The sequence below is a fragment of the Nocardioides sp. genome (assembly GCF_041600255.1).
GTDB lineage: Bacteria > Actinomycetota > Actinomycetes > Propionibacteriales > Nocardioidaceae > Nocardioides.
In genome coordinates this window covers 1-21,867 of sequence record NZ_JBFIKK010000049.1, presented here as the reverse complement: position 1 = coordinate 21,867, position 21,867 = coordinate 1, and the positions used below count along the sequence as shown (strand labels likewise).

Genomic DNA, 21,867 nt, shown 5'->3' with positions numbered 1-21,867 from the left:
GGCGGCGGTCTCGGTCCGGATCCCGTCCGGGACGCCGTCGGGCGACACGGCCCTGACGGTCACCGGTCTCACGACCGGTACCTCGGTGCCCGTCCACGTGCAGGTGGCGCCTCCGGCGGCCACCGAGGTGGCAGCGACCGCCGAGGACATGGTCTACGGCACCGACGGGTCCGTGTCGGTCACGGTGACCTCCGAGGAGCCCGCCCAGGGCTCGGTCGAGCTCTACGACGGCGAGACCCTGGTGGCTTCGGAGACGGTGACGGACGGCGCAGCCGAGGTCACCATCCCGGGCACGGCTCTCGAGCCGGGCAGCCGGGAGCTGTCGGTCCGCTTCATCGGTGCCGAGGGCTTCGCGAACTCCGCGACCACCGTCGAGTTCGAGATCGCCAAGGCCGTTCCGGTCCTGGAGGCGACGGTGGCGCCGGGCACGATCGTGGTGGCCAACGACGTCGCGACGGTCGACGTGACCGTCTCGGCGGACGGGTTCACCCCGGCCGGCTCGGTCGGTGCCTTCATCGGCGGCTTCCTGGTGGACGCGGCCGACTTGGCCGACGGCTCGACCACGCTGCATCTCGGTCCGTTCGACTCAGTGGGTACGCAGGACGTCGAGATCCGCTACTTCGGCAACGCCCACGCCGAGGTCGTCTCGGAGCAGGTCAGCGTCGACGTGGTCAAGGCGACCCCGACGATCCGGACCAAGCACGTTCCGTCCAAGGTGAAGGTCGGGAAGCGCGCGCGCTTCCGGGTCGTCGTCAAGGCGAGCAACCTCACGCCCACGGGTCGGGCCCAGGTGAGCATCCGCGGTGAGGTCTACCGGATCGGCAAGCTGGTCAACGGCCGCGTCGTGTTCTCGCTGCCGAGGTTCGCCCACCCGGGCCGCAAGGTCCTGAAGGTGACCTACCTCGGTGACGACAAGGTCGCCGAGCGCACCGTGCAGCACGTGATCCAGGTGCGCAGGCGCTGAGTGCAGGACACCGGTCCGGTTGACCGGTGAGCAGGGGGTCGGCCTTCGGGTCGGCCCCCTGTTGCGTCGTACGGCAGGGGAGGCGCCGCTCAGCGACCGGCGAGGTCGAACGCCGCCTGCACCAGGGTCAGGTGGCTGAACGCCTGCGGGAAGTTGCCCACCATCCGACCGCGACCGCCGTCCCAGGTGGGGTCGTACTCCTCGGAGAGCAGGCCCACGTCGTTGCACAGCCCCACCATGCGGTCGAAGAGCGCGTGCGCGTCGTCGGTACGGCCGGCGGCGGCGTAGGCGGAGACCAGCCAGAAGGAGCAGGCCAGGAACGGGTGCTCGTCACCGGACAGGCCGTCGACGCCGGTGTCGGTGCGGTAGCGCAGGAGCAGACCGTCGCGCATCAGGTCCTGCTCGACCGCCGCGATGGTGCCGAGCATCCGGGGGTCGTCGCCCCCGATGAAACCGATCTGGGAGAGCACCAGCAGGGACGCGTCCACCTCTTTGGTGTCGTAGTGCTGGGTGAAGGTGTTGCGCCCCTCGTCGAAGCCGCGGGTGAGGACCTCCTCGCGGATCTCGTCGCGCAGCCGGCGCCACTTCTCCACCGGACCCTCCAGACCGTGCCGCTCCACGGCCGCGACGGCCCGGTCGAAGGCCGCCCACATCATCGCGCGCGAGTGCGTGAAGAACCGCGGCTCGCCGCGGATCTCCCACAGCCCGTGGTCGGGCTCGTCCCAGTGGGTGGCGAGGTTCTCCACGAGGGCGCGCTGCAGGTGCCAGGCGTCGCCGTCCACGGCGACGCCGGCGGCGCGGGTCACCTCGAGGGCGATCATCACCTCGCCCAGGACGTCGGACTGGTGCTGGTCGACGGCGCCGTTCCCGACCCGGACGGGTCTGGACCCGGCGTACCCGGGCAGGTGGTCGAGGGTCCACTCCGGCAGCCGTCGTGCGCCGTCCACGGCGTACATGATCTGGACGTCCTCGGGCGAGCCCGCCACCGCTCGGAGCAGCCAGTCCCGCCAGAGCATGGCCTCCTCGGTGAAGCCCGCCCGGACCAACGACTCCAGGGTGAGCGCGGCGTCGCGGAGCCAGCAGTAGCGGTAGTCCCAGTTGCGTTCGCCGCCGAAGTCCTCGGGCAGCGACGTGGTCGGTGCGGCCACGATGCCACCGGTGGCTTCGTGAGTCAGCAGCCGGAGCGTGAGCAGCGAGCGTTCCACGATCGCCGCGTGCGGTACGTCGCGGGGACAGCTGCCGGCCCAGCTCTCGTCCGCCGCGATCGTCTCCTCCAGCCGGTGCCGCAGGTCGCCGAGGCTGTCGAGTCTCCGGTGCGAGGGGATCCAGGTCGTGGAGAAGACCAGCTCCTCACCCGCCACGAGTTCGAAGACGTCCACGTGTCGGTGGTCCTCGGCGACCGGAAGACGCGGTCCGCGCAGGATGAGCTTGTCGGGGCCGCCGATGGCGGTGATCACGTGTTCGCCGCAGATGACCTCGCGGCGCACCCAGGGCGCGACATGTCCGTAGTCGAACCGCACGCGCCACTCATGGTGCACGCTGACCCGGCCGCTGACGCCACGGACGATGCGCACGACGTCGGCCCGGTCGTCGCCCTGCGGCATCAGGTCGGTCACGGTGAACACCCCGGTCGAGGTGGTGAAGGTGGTCTCCAGGACGCCGGAGGCACCCCGGTAGCGACGCTGGACGTCGACACCCTCCTCGACCGGGCAGAGCAACCACCGCCCGTGCTCCTCGGTGCCCAGGAGTGCGGCGAAACAGGCGGGGGAGTCGAACCGCGGCAGGCACAGCCAGTCGATCGACCCGTCCCGCCCGACCAGGGCTGCGGTGCGCCGGTCGCCGATCATCGCGTAGTCCTCGATGGGGAGTGCCATGCTGCGAGGCTAGCCACCTGCTGCGCAGGGTCGCGGGGGCGGGCGTCCCGGTGCAGGGCCGGACGTGGACCGGGGGGTTAGCATCCGCGCATGGACCAGGTCAGTGAGACGGAGCGTCCCGAGGACTCCGCGACGGCGACGTTGGCGATGGGTCTGCACGTGCTGCTGCAGGCGCGCGGGGAGACGGTGGCCACCGCCGAGTCCCTCACCGGCGGACTGCTCGCGGCGATCCTCACCGACGCCCCGGGCGCGTCCGGCTCCTACGTCGGCGGCGTGGTCGCCTACGCCACGGACCTGAAGGTCGGCCTGCTCGACGTTCCTCGTGCGGTGGTCGAGGAGCACGGCGTGGTCTCGGCCGAGTGTGCCGCCGCGATGGCCCGCGGTGTGCGCGAGCTGACCGGGGCCGACTGGGCCGTCAGCACCACCGGGGTCGCCGGACCGGCGCCGCAGGAGGACAGGCCGGCCGGCACCGTCTTCCTCGGCCTGGCCGGTCCCGGGGGAGTCCGGACCGAGCGGTTGGGCCTCGAGGGCAACCGGCACACGATCCGTGAGTCGACCTGTGCGTCCGCACTGTCGGCGCTCTCGGCGATGATCGAGTCCGACGGACGGGCTGCTGCAGCCGGGGAAGAAACCGCTCTCCGGTAGCGTTGGCCACCACACACGAGGAAGGGAGACGCGCATGGTGCTGTTTCGTCGGCTGCTGGGCGATGTCCTGCGCGACAAGCGGATGCGTCGCGGCATGACGCTGCGCGAGGTCTCCGCCGAGGCCCGGGTCAGCCTGGGCTACATCTCCGAGATCGAGCGCGGCCAGAAGGAAGCCTCCTCGGAGCTGCTGGCCTCGCTCTGCGCCGCCCTCGATGTGCCGCTCTCCGACGTCCTGCGCGACGTCTCCGATGCGATCGCGCTCGCCGAGGCAGCCGCTGCTCCGACTCCGATCTCCGTCACCTCCGGACGCCCGGCCCGTGTGGTCGTCGCCTCAGCTGCCTGAGCCGTCACTCGCGTAACGCGCCCACCGGAGCATCGTTTGCCCTGTGAACGACGGCGTCTGCCGTCGTTCGTCTGTGCGCCGACCCGAGGTGAATGATGACTGCTGCTCGTCCCCGCCGCTCGTTCCGCCGCGTCGGGGGGCCGCTCGTCGCCCTGGCGCTGGCGGCGTCGATCCTGCCGCCGTTGGTCTCCGCCCAGGCTGCCGCCGACCCCGTCGCCCCGGACCCGGCGTCCTCGCTGTTCGTGCCCCTGCCGCAGTTCAGTGCCGCCACGACGGCCAAGCCGCGGGTTCGTCCCACGCAGTACGCCGCCCACCGGGTCGACGTGGCCGGGGTCGAGCGGGTCCTGGCCGACGCCCCCGACCTGGCGTCCGTCGAGGCGGGCACTGCCGAGCCGGTGAGGTTCGCCCTTCCCGACCCGAGCGGTGAACTGCAGGAGTTCGCCGTCGTCGAGAACAGCGTGATGGCGCCCGCCCTGTCCCGTCGCCACCCCGAGATCCGCACCTTCGCGGGCACCGGGATCACCGACCCCACCCAGAGCATCCGACTCGATGTCACCCCGATGGGCTTCCATGCCTCCGTGCGGAGCCCCGGTGCCGGCCGCGCCTGGTACGTCGACCCGGCCGAGAACCTCGAGGGCACTCGCACCCACCTGACCTACTTCGGCTCGTCGGTGGCTGAGCGCGAGGGCTTCTTCGTCGAGCGTGACGCCGGTGACACGGCCGAGATCGTGGCCGCGGCGCCGCAGCCGGAGCAGGCGGCCGGCCCCAGCGTCATCCGGCGCACGTACCGGCTCGCGCTGGTCAGCGACCCCTCGTACGCCACCTACTTCGGCTCGAGCAATGTCACGGCCGAGAAGGTCACGCTCATGCAGCGGGTCAACCAGATCTACAACGACGACCTGGGCATCGAGCTCGAGCTCGTCGCGGGCACCGACAGGCTCAACCTGGACACGGTCACCAAGGCGACCGGCGCGAACGGCCCCTGTGGCGCGAACGGCTGCTACACCGAGGCCCAGATCTCGACCTGCAGCAGCAGCACCCTGACCCGCAACGCGTTCGTCATCGGTCAGCTGATCGGTGCCGACCGCTACGACATCGGGCACATCGCGCTCGGCAACAACGGTGGCGGCATCGCCGGCCTCGGCGTGGTGGGCGGCTCCCGCAAGGCCGCCGGATGCACCGGGCTCCCGTTCCCGAAGGGCGACTTCTTCGCCATCGACTACGTGGCACACGAGATCGGGCACCAGTTCGGCGGAAACCACACCTTCAACGGCACCCAGAGGAACTGCTCGGGCACCAACCGCAACGCCGGTACCTCGGTCGAGCCGGGCTCCGGCTCGTCGGTGATGGCCTACGCCGGCATCTGTGGCCAGGACGACCTGCAGCCGCACACCGACCCGTACTTCTCCCAGCGCAGCATCGACGAGGTCACAGCGGTGACGCTGCGGACGCCCTCGCTCCTCGACGAGGTGCAGACGGTCACGCTGAACGGCTTCGACGCCGACGGTGACTCGGTCACGCTGAAGTACACCGACCCGGGCACCGGGGCGGTCCGCCAGCAGACCGTCGTCCGCGGGAACTCCACCTACAACCTGCTCCGGTTGAGCGACCAGATGCGGACGCTGACCGGTCACACCGTCCGCGTCGGCGGCTACGACGGGGCTCCCGCGCCGGTCGACGGCGGCTTCACGCTCACCTTCAGCGTGCCCGAGGACGGCGGCGGCGTCGACCTGCCGCGGCTCGAGGTCGCCGCGGTCAACGGGGCCACGGCCTCCATCGGTGTGCAGACCAACGGTGGCGAGGGCACCAACGCCGGCCACGTGATCACGACCAGCGCCAACCGCAAGCCGGTCACGGTCGCGCCCGCTGCCAAGACCCTGCCGATCCGTACACCGTTCACGCTGACCGGCTCGGCCACCGACGCGGACGGCGACGAGCTGATCCACCTGTGGGAGCAGAGCAACGCCGGCGCCACCACCGGGACCGCGCTGGTCAGCAACACCAAGGCCAACGGTCCGCTCTTCCGGGTCTTCGGGACCAGCGCCGACGTCTCGCTCGAGGACAGCTTGAAGTCGCCCTCCCCGGGGCAGAACCTGGCCGACGGCAGCCCGAGCCGGACCTTCCCGGACCTCGAGCAGATCCTGGCGGGCAACACGAACGCCGCCACGGGTGCCTGTCCGGCCGCTCCCGCCGACACCAACGAGAAGGTGCCGGCTGCGATCGTCGACTGCTACTCGGAGTTCCTGCCGACAGCGGACTACGGCTCGACGATGACGTTCCGGCTCACCACCCGCGACCGGTCGCTGATCGCCGGCGGTACCTCCTTCGCCACGGTGGTCCTCACCCTCGACAAGGCGGCCGGGCCGTTCCTGGTGACCTCGCGCAGCACGCCCGGCCCGCGCGCGGTCGGCGGCAGCACGGAGACGGTCACCTGGGCGGTCAACGGCACCAACAAGCCGACCCTCGCGGAGAACGTCAGGATCACCCTGTCGACCGACGGTGGCCTGACGTATCCCCGGGTGCTCGCGGCCTCGACCCCGAACGACGGGTCGCAGGCAGTGACGATCCCCAACGTCGCGACCGAGAAGGCCCGGATCAGGATCGAGGCGGTGGACAACTACTTCTTCGACGTCAACGACGCGGACTTCGCGATCGACGTGACCCCGGAGCTGAACGTCAGCCAGCCCGCGGACCAGCGGGTGCAGTACAGCGACGACTTCGGCTCGGCCGTCACCGTGCAGGCGTCGTCCGCGATGGTCGACGGGGACCTGCTGGAGGCCTCGATCTCCGGGGTTCCCGGTCTGGGCGTCACCCGCACCTCGGCCTCCGCCCCCGGCGTCCGGCCGGGCACCGCGACCTTCCGGATCTCGGGGCCGGTCACGGCCGCGCCCGGCGCCCTGGTCGCCTCGCTCGAGGTCCGCGAGACCGGTGGCTCCGAGCTGGTCCGCACCCGCAGCTTCGCGGTCGCGGTGCTGGCCGAGGACGCCACGGTCGCCTACGAGGGTGACCGGACCGTGCAGACCTTCGAGGACTCCGCCTCGGTCTCGCTGTCGACCACCGTCACCGATGCCAGCGACAACGCTGCCGGTGACATCACCACCGCCACGGTCGACTTCGTCGACCGCGACACCGACGAGGTGCTCTGTTCCGCACCCGTCACCGGCGGGCCGACGTCCGGCGTCGCCACGTGCGAGGTCGAGCTGGCCTCGGGCGACGAGGGTGCGTCGTACACGGTGGGCACGGTGGTGGGTGGCCACTACACCCGCGACGCGGCCGTCGACGACGTGACCGTGGTGGTCACCCGGGGGGAGCCGGTCGACGAGACGGCGCCCGAGACCACGATCACCGAGGGACCGCGCGAGGGACGCTTCAGCCTGAAGCGGCGTGAACGCTTCAGCTACGTCTCGAGCGAGCCCGGCTCGACCTTCGAGTGCACGCTCGACGGTCGACCGGTCCCCTGCGACGGGCGGGGGATCACCCTGCGCAAGCTGCGCACCGGCACCCACGTCTTCACCGTGGCGGCGCGGGACGCGGCCGGCAACGTCGACCCGACGCCGGCGACTCGGGCCTACGCGCAGCCGTTCACGTCGAACCAGCTGAAGCGGTCGCCGGGTGACTGGAGGCGCGGGCACGACAACGCCTCCTACCGCCGTGACTACGTGACCACCACGACCACAGGAGCCACGCTGAGCCGCAGGGTCACCAACCCGGCCCGGGTCGCGCTGGTCGTCGGCACCCGACCGCGTCAGGGCCGCGTGGCGGTCTACTTCCGCGGCCAACTGCTGCGCAAGGTGTCACTGTCCTCGTCGACGACCCGCGGGAAGCGGATCCTCCCGATCCGGGTGATCGACGGCACGCGCTCGGGCCGGATCACGATCAAGACACTGAACGGGCGACCGGTGCGGATCGAGGGCCTGGCGGTCTTCAGTCGGCCCTCGGCTCAGGCGGACTGACAGCTCGGGCACCAGTACGTCGCGCGCTCGCGTCCGGGGGGACCTGCCATCTCCACCCGGACGGGAGTGCCGCAGCGACGGCACGGTGAACGGTCGCGGCGGAAGACCCACATCCGTTCCCGCTGGCGGAGGTCGCCGGTCGTGGACTGGACGGCGCGTTCCTTGTTGAGGTCGAGCATCTGGTGGGCCCGGCGAACCAGGCGGGGCAGGTCGGGGACGTCGCCGACCGGTCGGCGCGGGGACACCCCGCTGATGAAGCAGAGCTCGGCCATGTACATGTTGCCGATGCCGGCCAACCGGGTCTGGTCCAGGAGTGCCTCGCCCACCGGGCGGGTCGGGTCCTCGCGGAGTCGGCGCAGGGCCTCGGTCTCGTCCCAGTCCGGGCCGAGCAGGTCCGGGCCGAGGTGGCCCACGACCGAGGACTCGTCCTCGGTGGGCAACAGCTCGACGATGCCGAGCGAAAAGCCCACCGCAACGGCCCTGGTCGTGGCCAGGACGACCCGGGCCTGGTGCGCGGGGCGCTGCCAGCGCTGACCGGGGGAGTGCACGCGCCAGGCGCCCTCCATCTTCAGGTGGGTGTGCAGCGTCCAGTGGCCGCCGTCCTCGGCCCGGATCCGGGTGAGCAGGTGCTTGCCGCGCGACACCGTCTCCAGCACGGTGCCGCCGGTCAGGTCCGCCGTCGCATGCTGCGGCACCCGGAAGTCGGTGGTCGTCAGCACCTGCCCGGACAGCGAGCGATCCAGCAGTCGGGCCGCTCGGAAGACGGTGTCCCCCTCAGGCACGGAACCGCAGCCCCTGAGGAGTGGTCACGAAGCCGGCGGCCTGGAGGGCGTCCCGCAGGGGGGTCTGCCCCCCGCCCAGCAGCTGCGCGCCGTCGGCCTTCTCCACCGTCAGGCGGCCCAGCGATCCCCGCTGGGCGGCTTCGGCCAGGGCCGCTGCTGCCGGGTCGAGCAGGGCCGGGTCGTCGTGCCAGGTGAGCAGGGTGCGGCCGCCACGCTCGACGTACAGGGTGAGCACGCCGTCGACCAGGACGATCAGCGCGCCGGCCTTGCGCCCAGGACGGTGTCCGGACTTCTCGGGCGTGGTGCTCGTCGAGGCCGGCCACGGCAGCGCGGCACCGTAGGGGTTCGCCGGGTCGGTGGCGGCCAGCGCGACGGCGACGGGGGCGGCGTCGTCGGCGACCTCGGCGAAGGTGCGCAGCCGGTCGATCGCTCCCGCGGTGCCGAACTGGGCGGCCCCGAGCCCGTCGACGAAGTAGCCGCGGCGGCAGCGGCCGGAGTCCTCGAAGGCGGAGAGCACCTTGTAGACGCCGGCGAAGCCGCCGGGGACCCGCTCGCTGACCACGGCCCCACGGATGACGACGCCGTGCCGGTCGAGCAGGCGCTCGGCGGTGGCGTGCGCGCGACGGGTGGGGTCGGTGTCCAGGGCAGGCAGCAGTGCCCACCGGCCGGCGGTCTCCGGGGGCCCGGTGCGAGCCGGCAGCCGACCCCGCGTGGTCGAGGACATCCGGACCCGCGGAGGCGTACGGCGGCTGCGGTGGCTGGCCGTGCCGGTCCGCGTGAACGCCCGCAGCGGGGTGAGGGTGTCGTTGCTGATCCGGCCCGCCCAGACCAGCTCCCACAGGGTCGTGGCCAGGGTCGCGTCCGGAGGGGATCCGACGGCGTCGGAGAGCTGCCGGAAGAACCAGGCGCCGCCGGGCTGGAGGGCGTCGAGGACGGCCTGGTGGAGATCGGCGTGCTCGAAGGGGGCGGGCTCGGGCAGGGTCAGGGGCGCCTGGTCGGCCAGGTGCAACGAGACCCAGCCGTCGGAGCCCGGCAGCGCGGCATGCCCGGCCCAGATCACCTCGCCGGCCGCGGTCAGCTCGTCGAGGTAGGCCGGCTCGTAGTCGCGCACCCGAGCGCCGAGCACCAAGGACTCCAACGCTGAGGCGGGCACCGGGCAGCCGGCCAGCTGGTCGATGGCGGTGAGCACCCCGTCCACGCCCCGCAGACCTCCTCGGCTGTCGCCGCGAACACCCCCGGTGGTGATGTGCTGCCAGGCGGCGAGGAACCGCCCGAGCGCGGCCGGGTCGACCGGCTCGACCTCCTTGCGCAGGCGAGCCAGGGAACGGCGACGGAGCTTGCGCAGCACCTCGGCGTCGCACCACTCCGAGCCGGAGCCGGCGGGTCGGAACTCACCGTCCAGCACCCGGCCCTGGCCTGCGAGCCGCTGCAACGTGTGCCGGACGACGGCCGCCCCGAGACCGAGCCGCTCGGCGACCTGGTCGGTGGTGAACGGTCCGTGGGTGCGGGCGAACCTGGCCACCAGGTCACCGAGCGGGTCCTCGACGGGGTCGGTGAAGGCATCCGGGGTGCCGGGAGGCACCGGCACGCCGAGGCCGTCGCGCAGCCGCCCGATGTCCTCGATCGCCGACCAGCGTTCGTCGCCGCCCATCCGGACCGCCGCGATCCGCCGGACGGCGGTCAGCTCGGCCAGCCACGCCTCGACGTCGGCACCGTCGATGGAGCGTGCGACGAGCTCGGGCGTGGAGAGCGGACCGAGCATCCGGACCAGGTCGGCGATGCCTTCGGCGTCGCGGGCGCGACGGTCGTCGGCCAGCCGCTGCAGCTCGGCCTCGACCTCGGCCAGCACCTCGGGGTCGAGCAGCTCACGCAGCTCGGCCCGGCCGAGCAGCTCGGCGAGCAGGCCCTGGTCGAGGGAGAGTGCGGCCGCCCTCCGCTCGGCGATGGGCGAGTCGCCCTCGTAGACGAACTGGGCGACGTACCCGAAGAGCAGGCTGCGGGCGAACGGGGACGGCGAGGTGGTCGAGGTGTCGACGACCTGCACCTCCCGGCGGTCGATGCTGCGCATCAGCGCGACCAGGGCGGGCAGGTCGTAGACGTCCTGGAGACACTCGCGCACCGCCTCCAGCACGATCGGGAAGGACGGGTACTTCGAGGCGACCTCGAGCAGGGCCGCGGAGCGCTGTCGCTGCTGCCACAGGGGGGAACGGCGGCCGGGGTCACGACGCGGGAGCAGCAGGGCGCGGGCGGCGCACTCGCGGAAACGGGCGGCGAACAGGGCGGACCCGCCGACCTCCTGGGTGACCAGGTCGTCGATCTCGTCGGCCTCGAAGACGATCACCTCGCCGCTGGGGGCCTCGGCGTCGGTGTCGGGGATCCGGATCACGATCCCGTCATCGGAGGCCACCGCCTGACCGTCGACGCCGTACCGCTCGCGCAGACGGGCGTTGATCGCCAGCGCCCACGGAGCGTGCAGCGGGGTTCCGTACGGCGAGTGCACGACCAGTCGCCAGTCGCCCAGCTCGTCGCGGAACCGCTCGACCAGGATCGTCCGGTCGGTCGGCAGGACGGCGGTGGCCTCGAGCTGCTCGTGCAGGTAGGTGACGAGGTTCCCGGCCGCCCACTCGTCCAGGCCGTTCTCGCGGGCCCGGGCCTCGGCCTGCTCCCGCGGCAGGGTGCCGAGCTCGCGGGTGAACGCACCGATCGCCGCACCGAGCTCGGCGGGCCGGCCCAGGGAGTCGCCCTTCCAGAACGGCAACCGACCCGGGATGCCCGGAGCCGGCGTGACGAGCACGCGGTCGTGGGTGATGTCCTCGATCCGCCAGCTGGTCGCGCCCAGCGCGAAGATGTCGCCCACCCGGGACTCGTAGACCATCTCCTCGTCGAGCTCACCGACTCGGCGGCCCGGCCCCTCGCCGCCGACCAGGAAGACCCCGAAGAGCCCGCGGTCGGGGATGGTGCCACCGCTGGTGACCGCGAGTCGCTGGGCGCCGGGGCGTCCGGTCAGCTGACCGGTCACCCGGTCCCAGACGATCCGCGGCCGCAGCTCGGCGAACTCGTCGGAGGGGTAGCGGCCGCTGAGCAGGTCGAGGGTGGCGTCGTACGCCGACCGCGGCAGCTGGGTGAACGGCGCCGCGCGCCGGACCAGTTCGAAGAGCTCGTCGGCGCCCACGGCGTCCAGCGCGGTGACCGCCACGACCTGCTGGGCGAGCACATCGAGGGGATTGGTGGGCACCCGCAGCGACTCGATCGCACCCGAGCGCATCCGCTCCACGGCCACCGCGGTCTGGGCGAGGTCGCCCCGGTGCTTGGGGAAGAGGACGCCCCGGGAGATCTCGCCGACCTGGTGGCCCGCCCGGCCCACGCGCTGCAGGGCGCTGGCGACGCTCGGCGGCGACTCGATCTGGATGACCAGGTCGACCGCGCCCATGTCGATGCCCAGCTCGAGGCTGCTGGTGGCGACGACGGCCGGGATCCGACCGCGCTTGAGGTCGTCCTCGATCAGCGCTCGCTGCTCCTTCGAGACCGACCCGTGGTGTGCCTTGGCGATCACGGTGGTGCCGGCGTCGTCCACCGAGCTGGTGGAGCTGCCCGACTGGGCCGTCACCTGGGCGGGAGGCCGGGCCGAGATGCCCTCGGCGCCCTCGACCGTTGCTGCGCCGGCCTCGAGGAGTCGCTCGGCCCGGGTGGTGGCGATCTCGTTGAGTCGGGCAGTCAGCCGCTCGGCGAGCCGACGGGAGTTGGCGAAGACGATCGTCGAGCGATGCTGCTCGATCAGGTCGACCACGTGCTCCTCGACGTGCGGCCAGATCGAGGTCGAGCGCTGCGGGTCGCCGCCGTCCTCGTCGTACTCGTCGGGGGCGGTCATGTCCTCGACGGGGACCACCACGCGCAGGTCCCACTCCTTCGCCGAGGGCGGCGCGACGATCTCCACGGGGGCCGACCCGCCCAGGAAGCGCGCCACCTCCTCGAGCGGTCGGACCGTGGCCGAGAGGCCGATCCGCTGGGCGGGCCTGGCCAGCAGGGAGTCGAGTCTTTCCAGGGTGACGGCCAGGTGGGCGCCGCGCTTGGTGCCGGCCACCGCGTGCACCTCGTCGACGATCACGGTCTCCACGCCGCGCAGCGACTCACGCGCCTGCGAGGTCAGCATCAGGAAGAGCGACTCCGGGGTCGTGATCATGATGTCCGGGGGAGCGGTGACCAGCTTGCGTCGCTCGTTCGCCGGGGTGTCGCCCGAGCGGAGACCGACGCGCACCTCCGGGACGGGGGTGCCGAGGCGGTCCGCGGTGTGCCGGATGCCGGTCAGCGGGGCGCGCAGGTTGCGCTCGACGTCGACAGCCAGGGCCTTGAGCGGGGAGACGTAGAGGACTCGGCAGCGCTGGGTGCGGTCCTCGGGAGGCGGCGTGGTGAGCAGCCGGTCGATGGACCAGAGGAAGGCCGAGAGCGTCTTCCCCGAGCCGGTCGGCGCCACCACCAGGGCGTGGCGGCCGGCGCCGATCGCCGCCCAGGCGCCCGCCTGGGCAGGGGTCGGCTCCGCGAAGGCAGCCGCGAACCAGGTGCGGGTGGGTTCGCTGAACCGGGCGAGGGCGTCGGGCGCTGGGGCGGGCACGCGCCCATCCTTACCCACGACACCGACAACCGGTTGCCGAGACCGCTCGCAGGTCGTCAGGTACGGGGCCCGGGAATGGGGTTGGGGACTGTCGGCGCCGGCGTCTAGGGTTCCGGACGTGCCAGAGACCGACGTCATGATCGCCGCATCCGGGTTGCGCAAGAGCTTCGGGGGCTTCGAGGCCGTCCGCGGCATCGACGTCCGGGTCGACCGGGGCGAGGCCTTCGGCTTCCTGGGCCCGAACGGCGCCGGCAAGTCCTCCACGATGCGGATGATCGCCGCGGTCTCCCCGGTGAGTGGGGGAGAGCTCCGGATCCTCGGGATGGACCCGGCGACCGACGGCCCCTCGATCCGGGCCCGGATCGGGGTGTGCCCCCAGGAGGACACCCTCGACACCGAGCTGAACGTCTGGGACAACCTCTTCGTCTACGGCCGGTACTTCGGTCTGCCGCGTGCCGAGGTGCGTACCCGGGTAGACGGGCTGCTGGAGTTCGTCCAGTTGACCGAGAAGGCGAAGGCGAAGGTCGAGGAGCTCTCCGGGGGGATGAAGCGCCGCCTCACGATCGCCCGCTCCCTGATCAACCGGCCCGACGTCCTGCTCCTCGACGAGCCCACCACCGGGCTCGACCCGCAGGCCCGCCACGTCGTCTGGGACCGGCTCTTCCGGCTCAAGCAGCAGGGCGTGACGCTGGTCCTCACCACGCACTACATGGACGAGGCCGAGCAGCTCTGCGACCGGCTCGTCGTGATGGACAAGGGCGTGATCGTGGCCGAGGGGTCGCCGCTGGCCCTGGTCCGTGAGCACTCCACCCGCGAGGTTGCCGAGCTCCGCTTCGGCGTGGGGGAGCACGAGGCGATCGCCGAGAAGGTCGCCGACCTCGGCGACCGGGTCGAGGTACTGCCCGACCGGCTGCTCGTCTACACCGCCGACGGCGAGGAGGTCATCGCCAAGGTGCACGAGCGCGGCCTCGACCCGGTGGCCGTCCTGGTCCGCCGCGCCACGCTCGAGGACGTCTTCCTGCGCCTCACCGGCCGCACGTTGGTGGACTGATGGGCGGCTCGGCACGAGTCGAGCGAGGTTCGCGCGACGCCACTGCTCCAACCGCCCCGACCGGTGTCCTCGCCGGCGCGGGTCGCCTCCTGGACTTCTGGGCGATCAGCTACCGCCGGATGTGGAAGGCCAGCTTCATCGGCTCGTTCGTCACGCCGCTGCTGTACGTCGTGGCGATGGGCGTGCTGCTCGGCGGCTTCATCGAGGGTGACCCGGCCAAGCTCGAGGGCGCCACGTCGTACCTGATGTTCGTGGCGCCGGGGATGCTCGCGGCCCAGGCGATGACCACGGTCTTCGGCGAGATGACCTACCCGGTGATGGGCATGGTCAAGTGGAACAAGACCTACTACTCGATGATCGCCAGCCCGCTCGGCATCCCCGACGTGGTCCTCGCCCATCTGGCGTTCGTCACGTTCCGGGTGGCCACCACGTGTGCCGTCTTCATCGCGGTGATGGCTCCGTTCGGGGTGTTCGTCTCGTGGCCGGGCGTGCTGGCGGCGTTCTTCGTCCAGCTGTTGATCGGGCTGGCGTTCGCGGCCCCGATCTACGCCTTCTCCGCCGGGCTGCAGGACGAGAGCGCCTTCGCGCTGGTCTTCCGGCTCGGCATGATCCCGCTCTTCCTGTTCTCCGGCGCGTTCTTCCCGGTCTCGAACCTGAACGCCTGGATGGAGACGCTGGCCAAGGCGACCCCGCTGTGGCACGGCGTCGACCTGACCCGGATGCTCACCCAGGGCACGGTCGACTGGTCGATGGCCGGGGTGCACGTGGCCTACCTGCTCGTCCTGGTGATCGGCGGCTGGTTCTGGGCCGTCCGCCGGCTGACCCGACGGATGGTGCTCTGATGGCGATCACCACGATGAGCGTCGGCCAGCGCGCCGGGCTCACGTCGAGCGAGGCGACCGGGCTGCTGCTCTACCGGAACTACCTGGCCTACCGCCGGGTCTGGTACATCTTCGCCAGCGGCTTCCTGGAGCCCGTCTTCTACCTCTTCTCGATCGGGATCGGGGTCGGTCAGCTCGTCACCGGCTTCGAGTTCAACGGCCAGTCGATCCCGTACGCCGAGTTCGTCGCCCCGGGGATGCTCGCGGCGTCGGCGATGAACGGGTCACTGCTCGATGCGACGTTCAACTTCTTCTTCAAGCTCAAGTACAACAAGCTCTTCGACCAGATGCTGGCCACGCCGCTGACCACGATGGACATCGCCCGGGGCGAGCTGAGCTGGTCGCTGCTGCGCGGCGGGATCTACTCGGCTGCCTTCCTCGGGGTGATGCTCTCGATGGGGCTGGTGTCGTCGTGGTGGGCGGTGCTCGCGGTCCCGGCCGCGTTGCTGGTCGGTCTGGCTTTCGGCGCCTGCGGGATGGCGCTGACGACGTACATGAAGTCCTGGCAGGACTTCCAGCTGGTCACGCTCGCGACCCTGCCGATGTTCCTGTTCTCGGGCACCTTCTTCCCGGTGACCGCCTTCCCGACCGCCGCCCGCTGGGTGGTGGAGGCGACCCCGCTCTACCGCGGCGTCGTGCTCTGCCGCGAGCTCACCACCGGCGCCCTGTCGTGGGGGTCGGCGTTCTCGGTGGTCTATCTGGTCGCGATGGGTCTCTTCGGCCTGGTGCTGGTGCGTCGTCGGCTCGACCGGTTGCTGCTGACATGAGCGAGCTCGTGCCGTGGGAGATCGCGAGCAGCCACCGGTGGGCCTATTCCCTGATGATGCTCCGCGCCGAGGAGAGCCGCCGGGCCGGCCGGGAGGTGAGCGACTCGATGCGCGATCGTCTGGAGCGGTGGCTGGCGGAGCTGGCCGTCGACGACCTGGTGGTCCACTACGACGACACCACACCGGACGGATTCCAGCGGGTTGCTCGACGCCGCGGCATCGACATGGACCTGATCCGTACAGTGGGATGATGCGCCGCTGGCTGATCACCGGACTCGTGGCCGCGGTCTGCGGTGCCGGGCTCTGGGCCTTCCAGCCGTGGCGGGCCTGGACCAGCAGCGAGATCGACGAGGCACTTCCGCAGAGCAGCCCCAGCTCGAGCCCTGCGACCACCGCCAGCCCGACTGTGCCTGCCTCCTCGGGCTCCCCGTCCGACGCCTCGCCCTCACCGAGCAGTTCTCCGCCGCCCCGCGACCGGGTGCTCGCTGCGGGACGATTCGAGGCAGCCGAGTACGCCACGAGTGGCCGGGCTCGCGTCATCGAGCTCGCCGACGGACGCCGTTTCCTGCGGCTGGAGGAGCTCGCCACCTCCGACGGACCGGACCTGAAGGTCTGGATCACCGACCAGCCCAGCGGTGGCAGCTGGGGCTCGTACGACGACGGTCGCTGGGTCGGCCTCGGGGACCTGAAGGCCACCCACGGCAACCAGAACTACGAGATCCCCGCCGACGCCCGGCTGCGCGGCCTGGTCTCGGTGGTGATCTGGTGCGACCGGTTCAACGTCGCTTTCGGCACCGCCCCCGTCGCCCTGTGACCTGAGCCCTCAGTCGAGGCTGAGCTGGACGATCTCGGTGTCGATCCACCGCCCGAACTTGTGCCCGACCTCGTGCAGCACGCCGACCGACGAGAACCCGTGACGTCGATGCAGGGCCAGGCTGGCGTCGTTCGGCAACGCGATCACGGCCACCGCCCGGTGGATACCGTCCGTGCGCAGCAGACCGAGCAGTTCGTCGTACAGCGCCGAGCCGGCGCCTCGGCCCTGGGCTTGAGGCCCGACGTACACGGAGACCTCCCGGGTCCGGGCGTAGGCCGCCTTCGGTCGGTACGACGCCGAGTTCGCATAGCCCACCACTGCCCCCTCGACCTCGGCCACGAGCAGGTGGTCGCCGGTCTCGACACTCTCCAGCCGGGTCCGCCACGCCTCGACCGGGCGCGGCTCGGTGTCGAAGGTGGCGACCCCGGTCGACGCCTCGTGGCCGTAGAGCGCGGCGACGGCCGGCAGGTCCGCGACGGTGGCAGGTCGGATCAGCATGGCGCCATCCTCGTGGAGGTTGGCAGGAACCGGGTCGCCGGGCTGCCCGGGTGCTTGGCAGGATGACGCCATGTCGCTGATCGAGCCGGACACCAAGGACTGGACCTGGGTCCTCGACCGGTCGTGTCCCGAGTGCGGTCTCGAGGCCGGGGCCGTGGCGGTCTCCGACCTCGGTGATCGCCTGCGCAGCAACGCCGCCAGCTGGACGGTGGCGCTGCAGGGGCCCGACGTGGCGGTCCGGTGCGCGCCCGAGGTGTGGTCGGTGCTGGAGTACGCCTGCCACGTCCGCGACGTCCACCGGGTGATGTCCGGACGTGCCCGGCTGATCCTGGAGCGGGACGACCCCGAGTTCCCGAACTGGGACCAGGACGCCACCGCGCTCGAGGACGACTACGGCTCGCAGTCCCCGGCGGTCGTGGCCACCCAGCTCGCCGACGCGGCCCGGGCGGCGGCCGACCTCTACGACCGCGTCCCGGCTTCGGCGTGGCAGCGACCGGGCCGACGCAGCAACGGCAGCGTCTTCACCCTGGCCGGGCTGGCGCGCTACCACCTGCACGACGTGGTGCACCACGTGCACGACATCGCCGGCGACGTGAAGCGTCACACGATCGCCGCGTACGACGCTGCGGCCGCTGCCTACCGCGACGGCGGGCTGGGGATGAGCGACCTGCGCCTCCAGCAGCTGAAGGCGTTCGCCGGACGGCTCCCGCACGGCAGCCGCGTCCTCGAGATCGGCAGCGGACCCGGACGCGACGCAGCCTGGTTGGAGGGGGCCGGCCTCAGGGTTCGGCGTACCGATGTCAGCCCCGGCTTCGTGGACCTGCTCCGCACCGACGGTCACCGCGCGGACGTGCTCGACCCGCTCACCGACGACCTGACCGACCCTGAGCACCCGGACCGGCCCTACGACGGGATCTGGGCCAGCGCGAGCCTGCTGCACGTGGCACGGCACGACCTCGGCCGGGTGCTCGAGCGGCTGGCCGAGGCGACCGCGGACGGCGGCAGCCTGCACGCGTCGTTCAAGGTGGGCGACGGCGAGGGCTGGTCCACCCACGGCGAGGTCGACCGGCCGCGGCACTTCACGTTCTGGCGGGAGTCGGCCCTGCGCGCGCTGCTCGACCAGGCGGGCTGGCGGGTCGATGCGATCGTGGAGCACGAGGGTCTGCGCGACGAGCGGTGGCTCGCCGTGCTGGCCACCAGGAGCCGGCGATGAGGCACACCGAGTTCTGGGACAGGCTCGAGCACTCACTCGGGCAGGCCTACGCCCGGTCCTGGGCCGGTCAGTTCGTGATGGCCGAACTGGGTGGCCGCACCGCCCAGGAGGCGCTGGCAGCGGGGGAGCCGCCCAAGGAGGTCTGGGCCGCCGTGTGGCGCGCCCTCGAACTGCCTGCCAGCGAACGATGACTTCGCGATGAGCCCGTCCGGCGCGCCCGTGGCCGCCCACGCCCACGACGTGGTCGCGATCCAGCGGCGCACGCTGCGCGTCCTGGTGCTGGCCCAGATGGTCGGCGCCTCCGGGATGACGATCGGTATCGCCACCGCCTCGCTGCTGGCCCGGGACCTCTCCGGCTCCGAGACCCAGGCGGGGCTGGCCCAGACCTTCCAGGTCCTCGGTGCTGCTGCCGCCTCCTTCCTGCTCGGGCGGCTGATGGGCTCCTGCGGTCGGCGGGTCGGGCTCGCGACCGGCTACCTGATCGGTGCCGCCGGTGCAGCGCTCGCGGTGGTGGCGGGGGCCGTCGGGTCGATGGCGCTGCTCCTGGTCGGCGCCACCCTCCTGGGTGCCACCTCGGCGGCGAACTACGGCTCGCGCTACACCGCGACCGACCTGTCCCCGGTCCTCCAACGCGGTCGGGCGCTGTCGGTCGTGGTGTGGGCCACCACCGTCGGTGCGGTGGCCGGCCCCAACCTGACCGGGCCGGCAGGCGCGCTGGCGCGCTGGCTGGGGGTCCCGGCGCTGACCGGGCCGTTCGCCGTGGGCGCTCTCGCGATGCTGGCCTCGGCCCTGGTCATCGCGCTGCTGCTGCGGCCGGACCCGTTGCTGGTCGCCCGCGAGGTGGCCGGCACCCACCTCGATCCGCCGAGCGGCACGTCCTGGGGGCGCGCGGAGCACGCCGTACGCACGTGTCCGGGTCTGGGGTACGCGATCGCCGGTGTCGCGGCCGCGCACGCCGCGATGGTCGCGGTGATGGTGATGACGCCGTTGCACATGGAGCACGGCGGCGCCGAGCTGCGGGTGATCGGCTTCGTGATCAGCGTCCACGTGCTCGGCATGTTCGCCTTCGCGCCGGTGGTGGGCTGGCTCTGTGACCGGTACGGCCGCTCGCCGGTGCTCGGGTCGGGCGGCGTGGTGCTGCTGGTCTCGCTGCTGCTGGCCCACGCCTCGCCCGAGGGCAGCTCGTGGCAGATCTTCGTCGGGCTGTTCCTGCTCGGGCTCGGCTGGTCGTTGGCCACCGTGGCCGGCTCGACGCTGATCGCGGACCTGGCACCGCTGGAGGCACGGACCGACGTCCAGGGCGTCGCCGACATGACCATGAACCTCAGCGCCGCGGTGGGTGCGGGACTGGCCGGTCTGATCGTCGCCGTGGCCGGGTACGGCGGGCTGGCCTTCGCGGCGGTCGCCCTGGTCGCGGTGGTGTTCGTCGCCGCCCGGGGTGCTGGCAAGGTGGCCGCATGACCGCGACTCCCGCTGCTGCCGTCGCCGAGATCGCCGTCATCGGCGGCACCGGCTTCTACTCGTTCCTCGACGACCCGGAGACCCACCCGATCGTGACGCCGTACGGCGACCCGTCGGCGCCGGTCTCGGTCGGCACGGTGGCCGGGCGTCGGGTGGCGTTCCTGCCGCGGCACGGCGCGCACCACGACTTCCCGCCGCACGCGATCAACTACCGGGCGAACCTCTGGGCGCTGCGCTCGTTGGGGGTGCGCCAGGTGCTCGCGCCCTGCGCGGTCGGCGGGTTGAGCAGTCGGGTGGCGCCTGGCGACGTCGTCGTGCCGGACCAGCTGGTGGACCGCACCCATCGGCGGATCGGCAGCTTCGTGGAGTCGGGGGCCGTGCACCTGCCCTTCGCCGATCCGTACTGCTCGCGGGTCGCCGACGCGGTCGTCGCGGCCCGGTCGGATGTCCGCAGCGGCGGCACCATGGTGGTGATCGAGGGCCCGCGCTTCTCCACCCGTGCCGAGTCGCGGCACTACGCCGACCAGGGCTGGGACCTGATCAACATGACCGGCGCCCCCGAAGCCCAGCTCGCCCGGGAGATGCGCCAGTGCTACGCCGCGATCGCGCTGGTCACCGACATGGACGCGGGTGCCGAGTCGGGGGCCGGCGTGGGTCAGGCCGAGGTCTTCGCCCGCTTCAAGCAGAACCTGGATCGCTTGACCGCGCTGCTCACCGACACGGTCGCCGCGCTGCCCGACCCGGACGGGTGCAGCTGCTCGAGCTGGGCCGACGAGATCGAGCTGACCTACGAGATCCCGGGGGCCTGGACGTGAAGGTCCTGCTGACCGGGTCGGCCGGCTTCATCGGCGGTGCCGTCGCCGCGGCGTTGGAGGGGGAGGGTGACGAGGTGGTCCGCGTCGACCTGATGCTGCCCCAGGCGCACGGCTCGGCGCGGGCGCCGGAAGGGACCCACCAGGTCGACGTCCGCGACCCGGCGCCGTGGCCGGAGCTGCTGCGCGGGGTCGACGCGGTCTGCCACCAGGCGGCCGTGGTGGGTGCCGGCGTGAAGGTGGCCGACCTGCCCGACTACGCGGGCCACAACGATCTCGGGACGGCTGTTCTGCTGGCGGCGATGCACGAGGTGGGGGTGGACCGGCTGGTGCTGGCCTCCTCGATGGTGGTCTACGGCGAGGGCCGGTACGTGTGCGCCGAGCACGGGGCCCAGTCGCCGCCACCGCGCGAGCGTGCCGCCTTGGACGCCGGTGACGTCGAGAACCACTGCGGTCTCTGCGGGGACGCCCTCGGGTGGGCGCTGGTCGACGAGACGGCCCGGCTCGACCCGCGCAGCGCGTACGCCGCCAGCAAGGTCGCCCAGGAGCACTACACCTCCGCGTGGGTGCGGCAGGCCGAGGCAGCCGCGATCGCGTTGAGGTACCACAACGTCTACGGGCCCGGGATGCCGCGGGACACGCCGTACTCCGGGGTGGCGGCGATGTTCCGGTCGTCGTTGGAGCGTGGTGAGGCGCCGCAGGTCTACGAGGACGGCGGCCAGATGCGCGACTTCGTGCACGTCAGCGACGTGGCCCGCGCGAATGTCGCGGCGCTACGGGCGGTGGTGGGGGAGCGGGCCGGCCACTACGCGGCGTACAACGTCGCCTCGGGGCAGCCGGTCTCGATCCTCGAGGTCGCCCAGCAGGTGGCGCGGGGGACCGGTCGGGAGATCGCTCCGGAGGTCACCGGCGGCTACCGGCTCGGCGATGTCCGGCACATCGTGGCCTCGCCCGAGCGGGCCGAGGTCGAGCTCGGTTTCCGCGCGCAGGTCGGCCCGGACGAGGGGTTGCGGGCCTTCGCGACCGCGCCGTTGCGGGCCTGAGCGGTGTCGACCACCCGTCCGCTTGCCGGACGACCGCTCTTCGCCAGATGAGTGCGCTTCGGTCTCAAGAGGGACACACCCGGTAAGACCCCGGCCTCGTCAGGAACGAGTGCAGCCGCGGTCGCAGGGCTCAGACGAACCGTGTGGGGTCAGCGGG

General features: G+C 72.1%; 18 protein-coding genes. 14 read left to right on the top strand and 4 right to left on the bottom strand.

Going from position 1 to position 21,867, the window contains the following annotated elements; genetic code table 11:
- Positions 1-964, top strand: a 964-nt coding sequence (locus ABZE72_RS08005) for an Ig-like domain-containing protein (RefSeq protein ID WP_372728488.1), incomplete at its 5' end; no start/stop codon positions are given.
- Between the two features lie 89 nt (positions 965-1,053).
- Here ABZE72_RS08005 and ABZE72_RS08000 read toward each other — a convergent pair.
- The gene (locus ABZE72_RS08000; RefSeq protein WP_372728487.1) at positions 1,054-2,838 is read right to left on the bottom strand and encodes a glycoside hydrolase family 15 protein; all 1,785 of its coding nucleotides are present in this window, start codon (positions 2,836-2,838) and stop codon (positions 1,054-1,056) included.
- A 90-nt stretch (positions 2,839-2,928) separates the two neighbouring features.
- On the opposite strand from ABZE72_RS08000, the gene ABZE72_RS07995 reads away from it, so the two are divergent.
- The 3 genes from ABZE72_RS07995 to ABZE72_RS07985 all read left to right on the top strand — a co-directional run bounded on the left by ABZE72_RS07995 (position 2,929) and on the right by ABZE72_RS07985 (position 7,779).
- A complete protein-coding gene (locus ABZE72_RS07995; RefSeq protein ID WP_372728486.1) occupies positions 2,929-3,483 on the top strand; it encodes a CinA family protein in 555 nt (184 codons plus the stop codon).
- 34 nt (positions 3,484-3,517) lie between these two features.
- Entirely contained in the window at positions 3,518-3,826 is a 309-nt protein-coding gene (locus tag ABZE72_RS07990; protein WP_372728485.1) for a helix-turn-helix domain-containing protein, read from the top strand.
- A gap of 95 nt (positions 3,827-3,921) precedes the next feature.
- Positions 3,922-7,779, top strand: coding sequence for a M12 family metallo-peptidase (locus tag ABZE72_RS07985; protein ID WP_372728484.1), 3,858 nt, complete (start codon positions 3,922-3,924; stop codon positions 7,777-7,779).
- Here the strand turns inward: ABZE72_RS07985 and ABZE72_RS07980 are convergent.
- The gene (locus ABZE72_RS07980; RefSeq protein ID WP_372728483.1) at positions 7,767-8,561 is read right to left on the bottom strand and encodes a DNA-formamidopyrimidine glycosylase family protein; all 795 of its coding nucleotides are present in this window, start codon (positions 8,559-8,561) and stop codon (positions 7,767-7,769) included. The genes ABZE72_RS07985 and ABZE72_RS07980 overlap by 13 nt on opposite strands.
- Positions 8,554-13,365, bottom strand: coding sequence for an ATP-dependent helicase (locus ABZE72_RS07975; RefSeq protein WP_372728482.1), 4,812 nt, complete (start codon positions 13,363-13,365; stop codon positions 8,554-8,556). Before ABZE72_RS07975 ends, ABZE72_RS07980 begins: the two co-directional genes overlap by 8 nt.
- Between ABZE72_RS07975 and ABZE72_RS07970 the strand changes: the two genes are divergently transcribed.
- From ABZE72_RS07970 to ABZE72_RS07950, 5 genes are read left to right on the top strand one after another with little or no spacing between them, the layout of a single operon-like run.
- Positions 13,307-14,221: an ABC transporter ATP-binding protein gene (locus ABZE72_RS07970; RefSeq protein WP_372728481.1), complete on the top strand. Its 915-nt coding sequence runs from the start codon at positions 13,307-13,309 to the stop codon at positions 14,219-14,221. The two genes, ABZE72_RS07975 and ABZE72_RS07970, sit on opposite strands and share 59 nt — an antisense overlap.
- Entirely contained in the window at positions 14,221-15,063 is an 843-nt protein-coding gene (locus ABZE72_RS07965; protein ID WP_372728480.1) for an ABC transporter permease, read from the top strand. The genes ABZE72_RS07970 and ABZE72_RS07965 overlap by 1 nt, the downstream gene beginning before the upstream one ends.
- Positions 15,063-15,869, top strand: a complete 807-nt coding sequence (locus tag ABZE72_RS07960) for an ABC transporter permease (protein ID WP_372728479.1) — start codon at positions 15,063-15,065, stop codon at positions 15,867-15,869. The genes ABZE72_RS07965 and ABZE72_RS07960 overlap by 1 nt, the downstream gene beginning before the upstream one ends.
- Positions 15,866-16,120: a hypothetical protein gene (locus tag ABZE72_RS07955; protein WP_372728478.1), complete on the top strand. Its 255-nt coding sequence runs from the start codon at positions 15,866-15,868 to the stop codon at positions 16,118-16,120. The genes ABZE72_RS07960 and ABZE72_RS07955 overlap by 4 nt, the downstream gene beginning before the upstream one ends.
- Positions 16,120-16,683, top strand: coding sequence for a DM13 domain-containing protein (locus ABZE72_RS07950; RefSeq protein WP_372728477.1), 564 nt, complete (start codon positions 16,120-16,122; stop codon positions 16,681-16,683). The genes ABZE72_RS07955 and ABZE72_RS07950 overlap by 1 nt, the downstream gene beginning before the upstream one ends.
- Positions 16,684-16,692: 9 nt before the next feature.
- Here ABZE72_RS07950 and ABZE72_RS07945 read toward each other — a convergent pair whose 3' ends face one another.
- Complete coding sequence (locus ABZE72_RS07945) at positions 16,693-17,181, bottom strand: N-acetyltransferase family protein (protein WP_372728476.1); 489 nt, start codon at positions 17,179-17,181, stop codon at positions 16,693-16,695.
- 70 nt (positions 17,182-17,251) lie between these two features.
- Between ABZE72_RS07945 and ABZE72_RS07940 the strand changes: the two genes are divergently transcribed.
- The 5 genes from ABZE72_RS07940 to ABZE72_RS07920 are packed head-to-tail and all read left to right on the top strand — an operon-like array spanning position 17,252 to position 21,710.
- Positions 17,252-18,394 (top strand): class I SAM-dependent methyltransferase, encoded by a 1,143-nt coding sequence (locus ABZE72_RS07940; RefSeq protein ID WP_372728475.1) that lies wholly within the window; start codon positions 17,252-17,254, stop codon positions 18,392-18,394.
- Positions 18,391-18,585 carry a DUF3046 domain-containing protein gene (locus tag ABZE72_RS07935; RefSeq protein ID WP_372728474.1) on the top strand — a complete coding sequence of 65 codons (195 nt, stop codon included), beginning with the start codon at positions 18,391-18,393 and terminating at the stop codon, positions 18,583-18,585. Before ABZE72_RS07940 ends, ABZE72_RS07935 begins: the two co-directional genes overlap by 4 nt.
- 7 nt (positions 18,586-18,592) lie before the next feature.
- Positions 18,593-19,855, top strand: coding sequence for an MFS transporter (locus ABZE72_RS07930; protein ID WP_372728473.1), 1,263 nt, complete (start codon positions 18,593-18,595; stop codon positions 19,853-19,855).
- The gene (locus tag ABZE72_RS07925; RefSeq protein ID WP_372728472.1) at positions 19,852-20,670 is read left to right on the top strand and encodes an S-methyl-5'-thioadenosine phosphorylase; all 819 of its coding nucleotides are present in this window, start codon (positions 19,852-19,854) and stop codon (positions 20,668-20,670) included. The genes ABZE72_RS07930 and ABZE72_RS07925 overlap by 4 nt, the downstream gene beginning before the upstream one ends.
- Positions 20,667-21,710, top strand: coding sequence for an NAD-dependent epimerase/dehydratase family protein (locus tag ABZE72_RS07920; RefSeq protein ID WP_372728471.1), 1,044 nt, complete (start codon positions 20,667-20,669; stop codon positions 21,708-21,710). The genes ABZE72_RS07925 and ABZE72_RS07920 overlap by 4 nt, the downstream gene beginning before the upstream one ends.
- Positions 21,711-21,867 lie beyond the last annotated feature (157 nt).

Coding starts and splice junctions, on each gene's coding strand:
- ABZE72_RS08000 (WP_372728487.1), bottom strand. CDS start 2,838: ATGGCACTCCCCATCGAGGACTACGCGATGATCGGCGACCGGCGCACC.
- ABZE72_RS07995 (WP_372728486.1), top strand. CDS start 2,929: ATGGACCAGGTCAGTGAGACGGAGCGTCCCGAGGACTCCGCGACGGCG.
- ABZE72_RS07990 (WP_372728485.1), top strand. CDS start 3,518: ATGGTGCTGTTTCGTCGGCTGCTGGGCGATGTCCTGCGCGACAAGCGG.
- ABZE72_RS07985 (WP_372728484.1), top strand. CDS start 3,922: ATGACTGCTGCTCGTCCCCGCCGCTCGTTCCGCCGCGTCGGGGGGCCG.
- ABZE72_RS07970 (WP_372728481.1), top strand. CDS start 13,307: ATGATCGCCGCATCCGGGTTGCGCAAGAGCTTCGGGGGCTTCGAGGCC.
- ABZE72_RS07975 (WP_372728482.1), bottom strand. CDS start 13,365: ATGCCGCGGACGGCCTCGAAGCCCCCGAAGCTCTTGCGCAACCCGGAT.
- ABZE72_RS07965 (WP_372728480.1), top strand. CDS start 14,221: ATGGGCGGCTCGGCACGAGTCGAGCGAGGTTCGCGCGACGCCACTGCT.
- ABZE72_RS07960 (WP_372728479.1), top strand. CDS start 15,063: ATGGCGATCACCACGATGAGCGTCGGCCAGCGCGCCGGGCTCACGTCG.
- ABZE72_RS07955 (WP_372728478.1), top strand. CDS start 15,866: ATGAGCGAGCTCGTGCCGTGGGAGATCGCGAGCAGCCACCGGTGGGCC.
- ABZE72_RS07950 (WP_372728477.1), top strand. CDS start 16,120: ATGCGCCGCTGGCTGATCACCGGACTCGTGGCCGCGGTCTGCGGTGCC.
- ABZE72_RS07945 (WP_372728476.1), bottom strand. CDS start 17,181: ATGCTGATCCGACCTGCCACCGTCGCGGACCTGCCGGCCGTCGCCGCG.
- ABZE72_RS07940 (WP_372728475.1), top strand. CDS start 17,252: ATGTCGCTGATCGAGCCGGACACCAAGGACTGGACCTGGGTCCTCGAC.
- ABZE72_RS07935 (WP_372728474.1), top strand. CDS start 18,391: ATGAGGCACACCGAGTTCTGGGACAGGCTCGAGCACTCACTCGGGCAG.
- ABZE72_RS07930 (WP_372728473.1), top strand. CDS start 18,593: ATGAGCCCGTCCGGCGCGCCCGTGGCCGCCCACGCCCACGACGTGGTC.
- ABZE72_RS07925 (WP_372728472.1), top strand. CDS start 19,852: ATGACCGCGACTCCCGCTGCTGCCGTCGCCGAGATCGCCGTCATCGGC.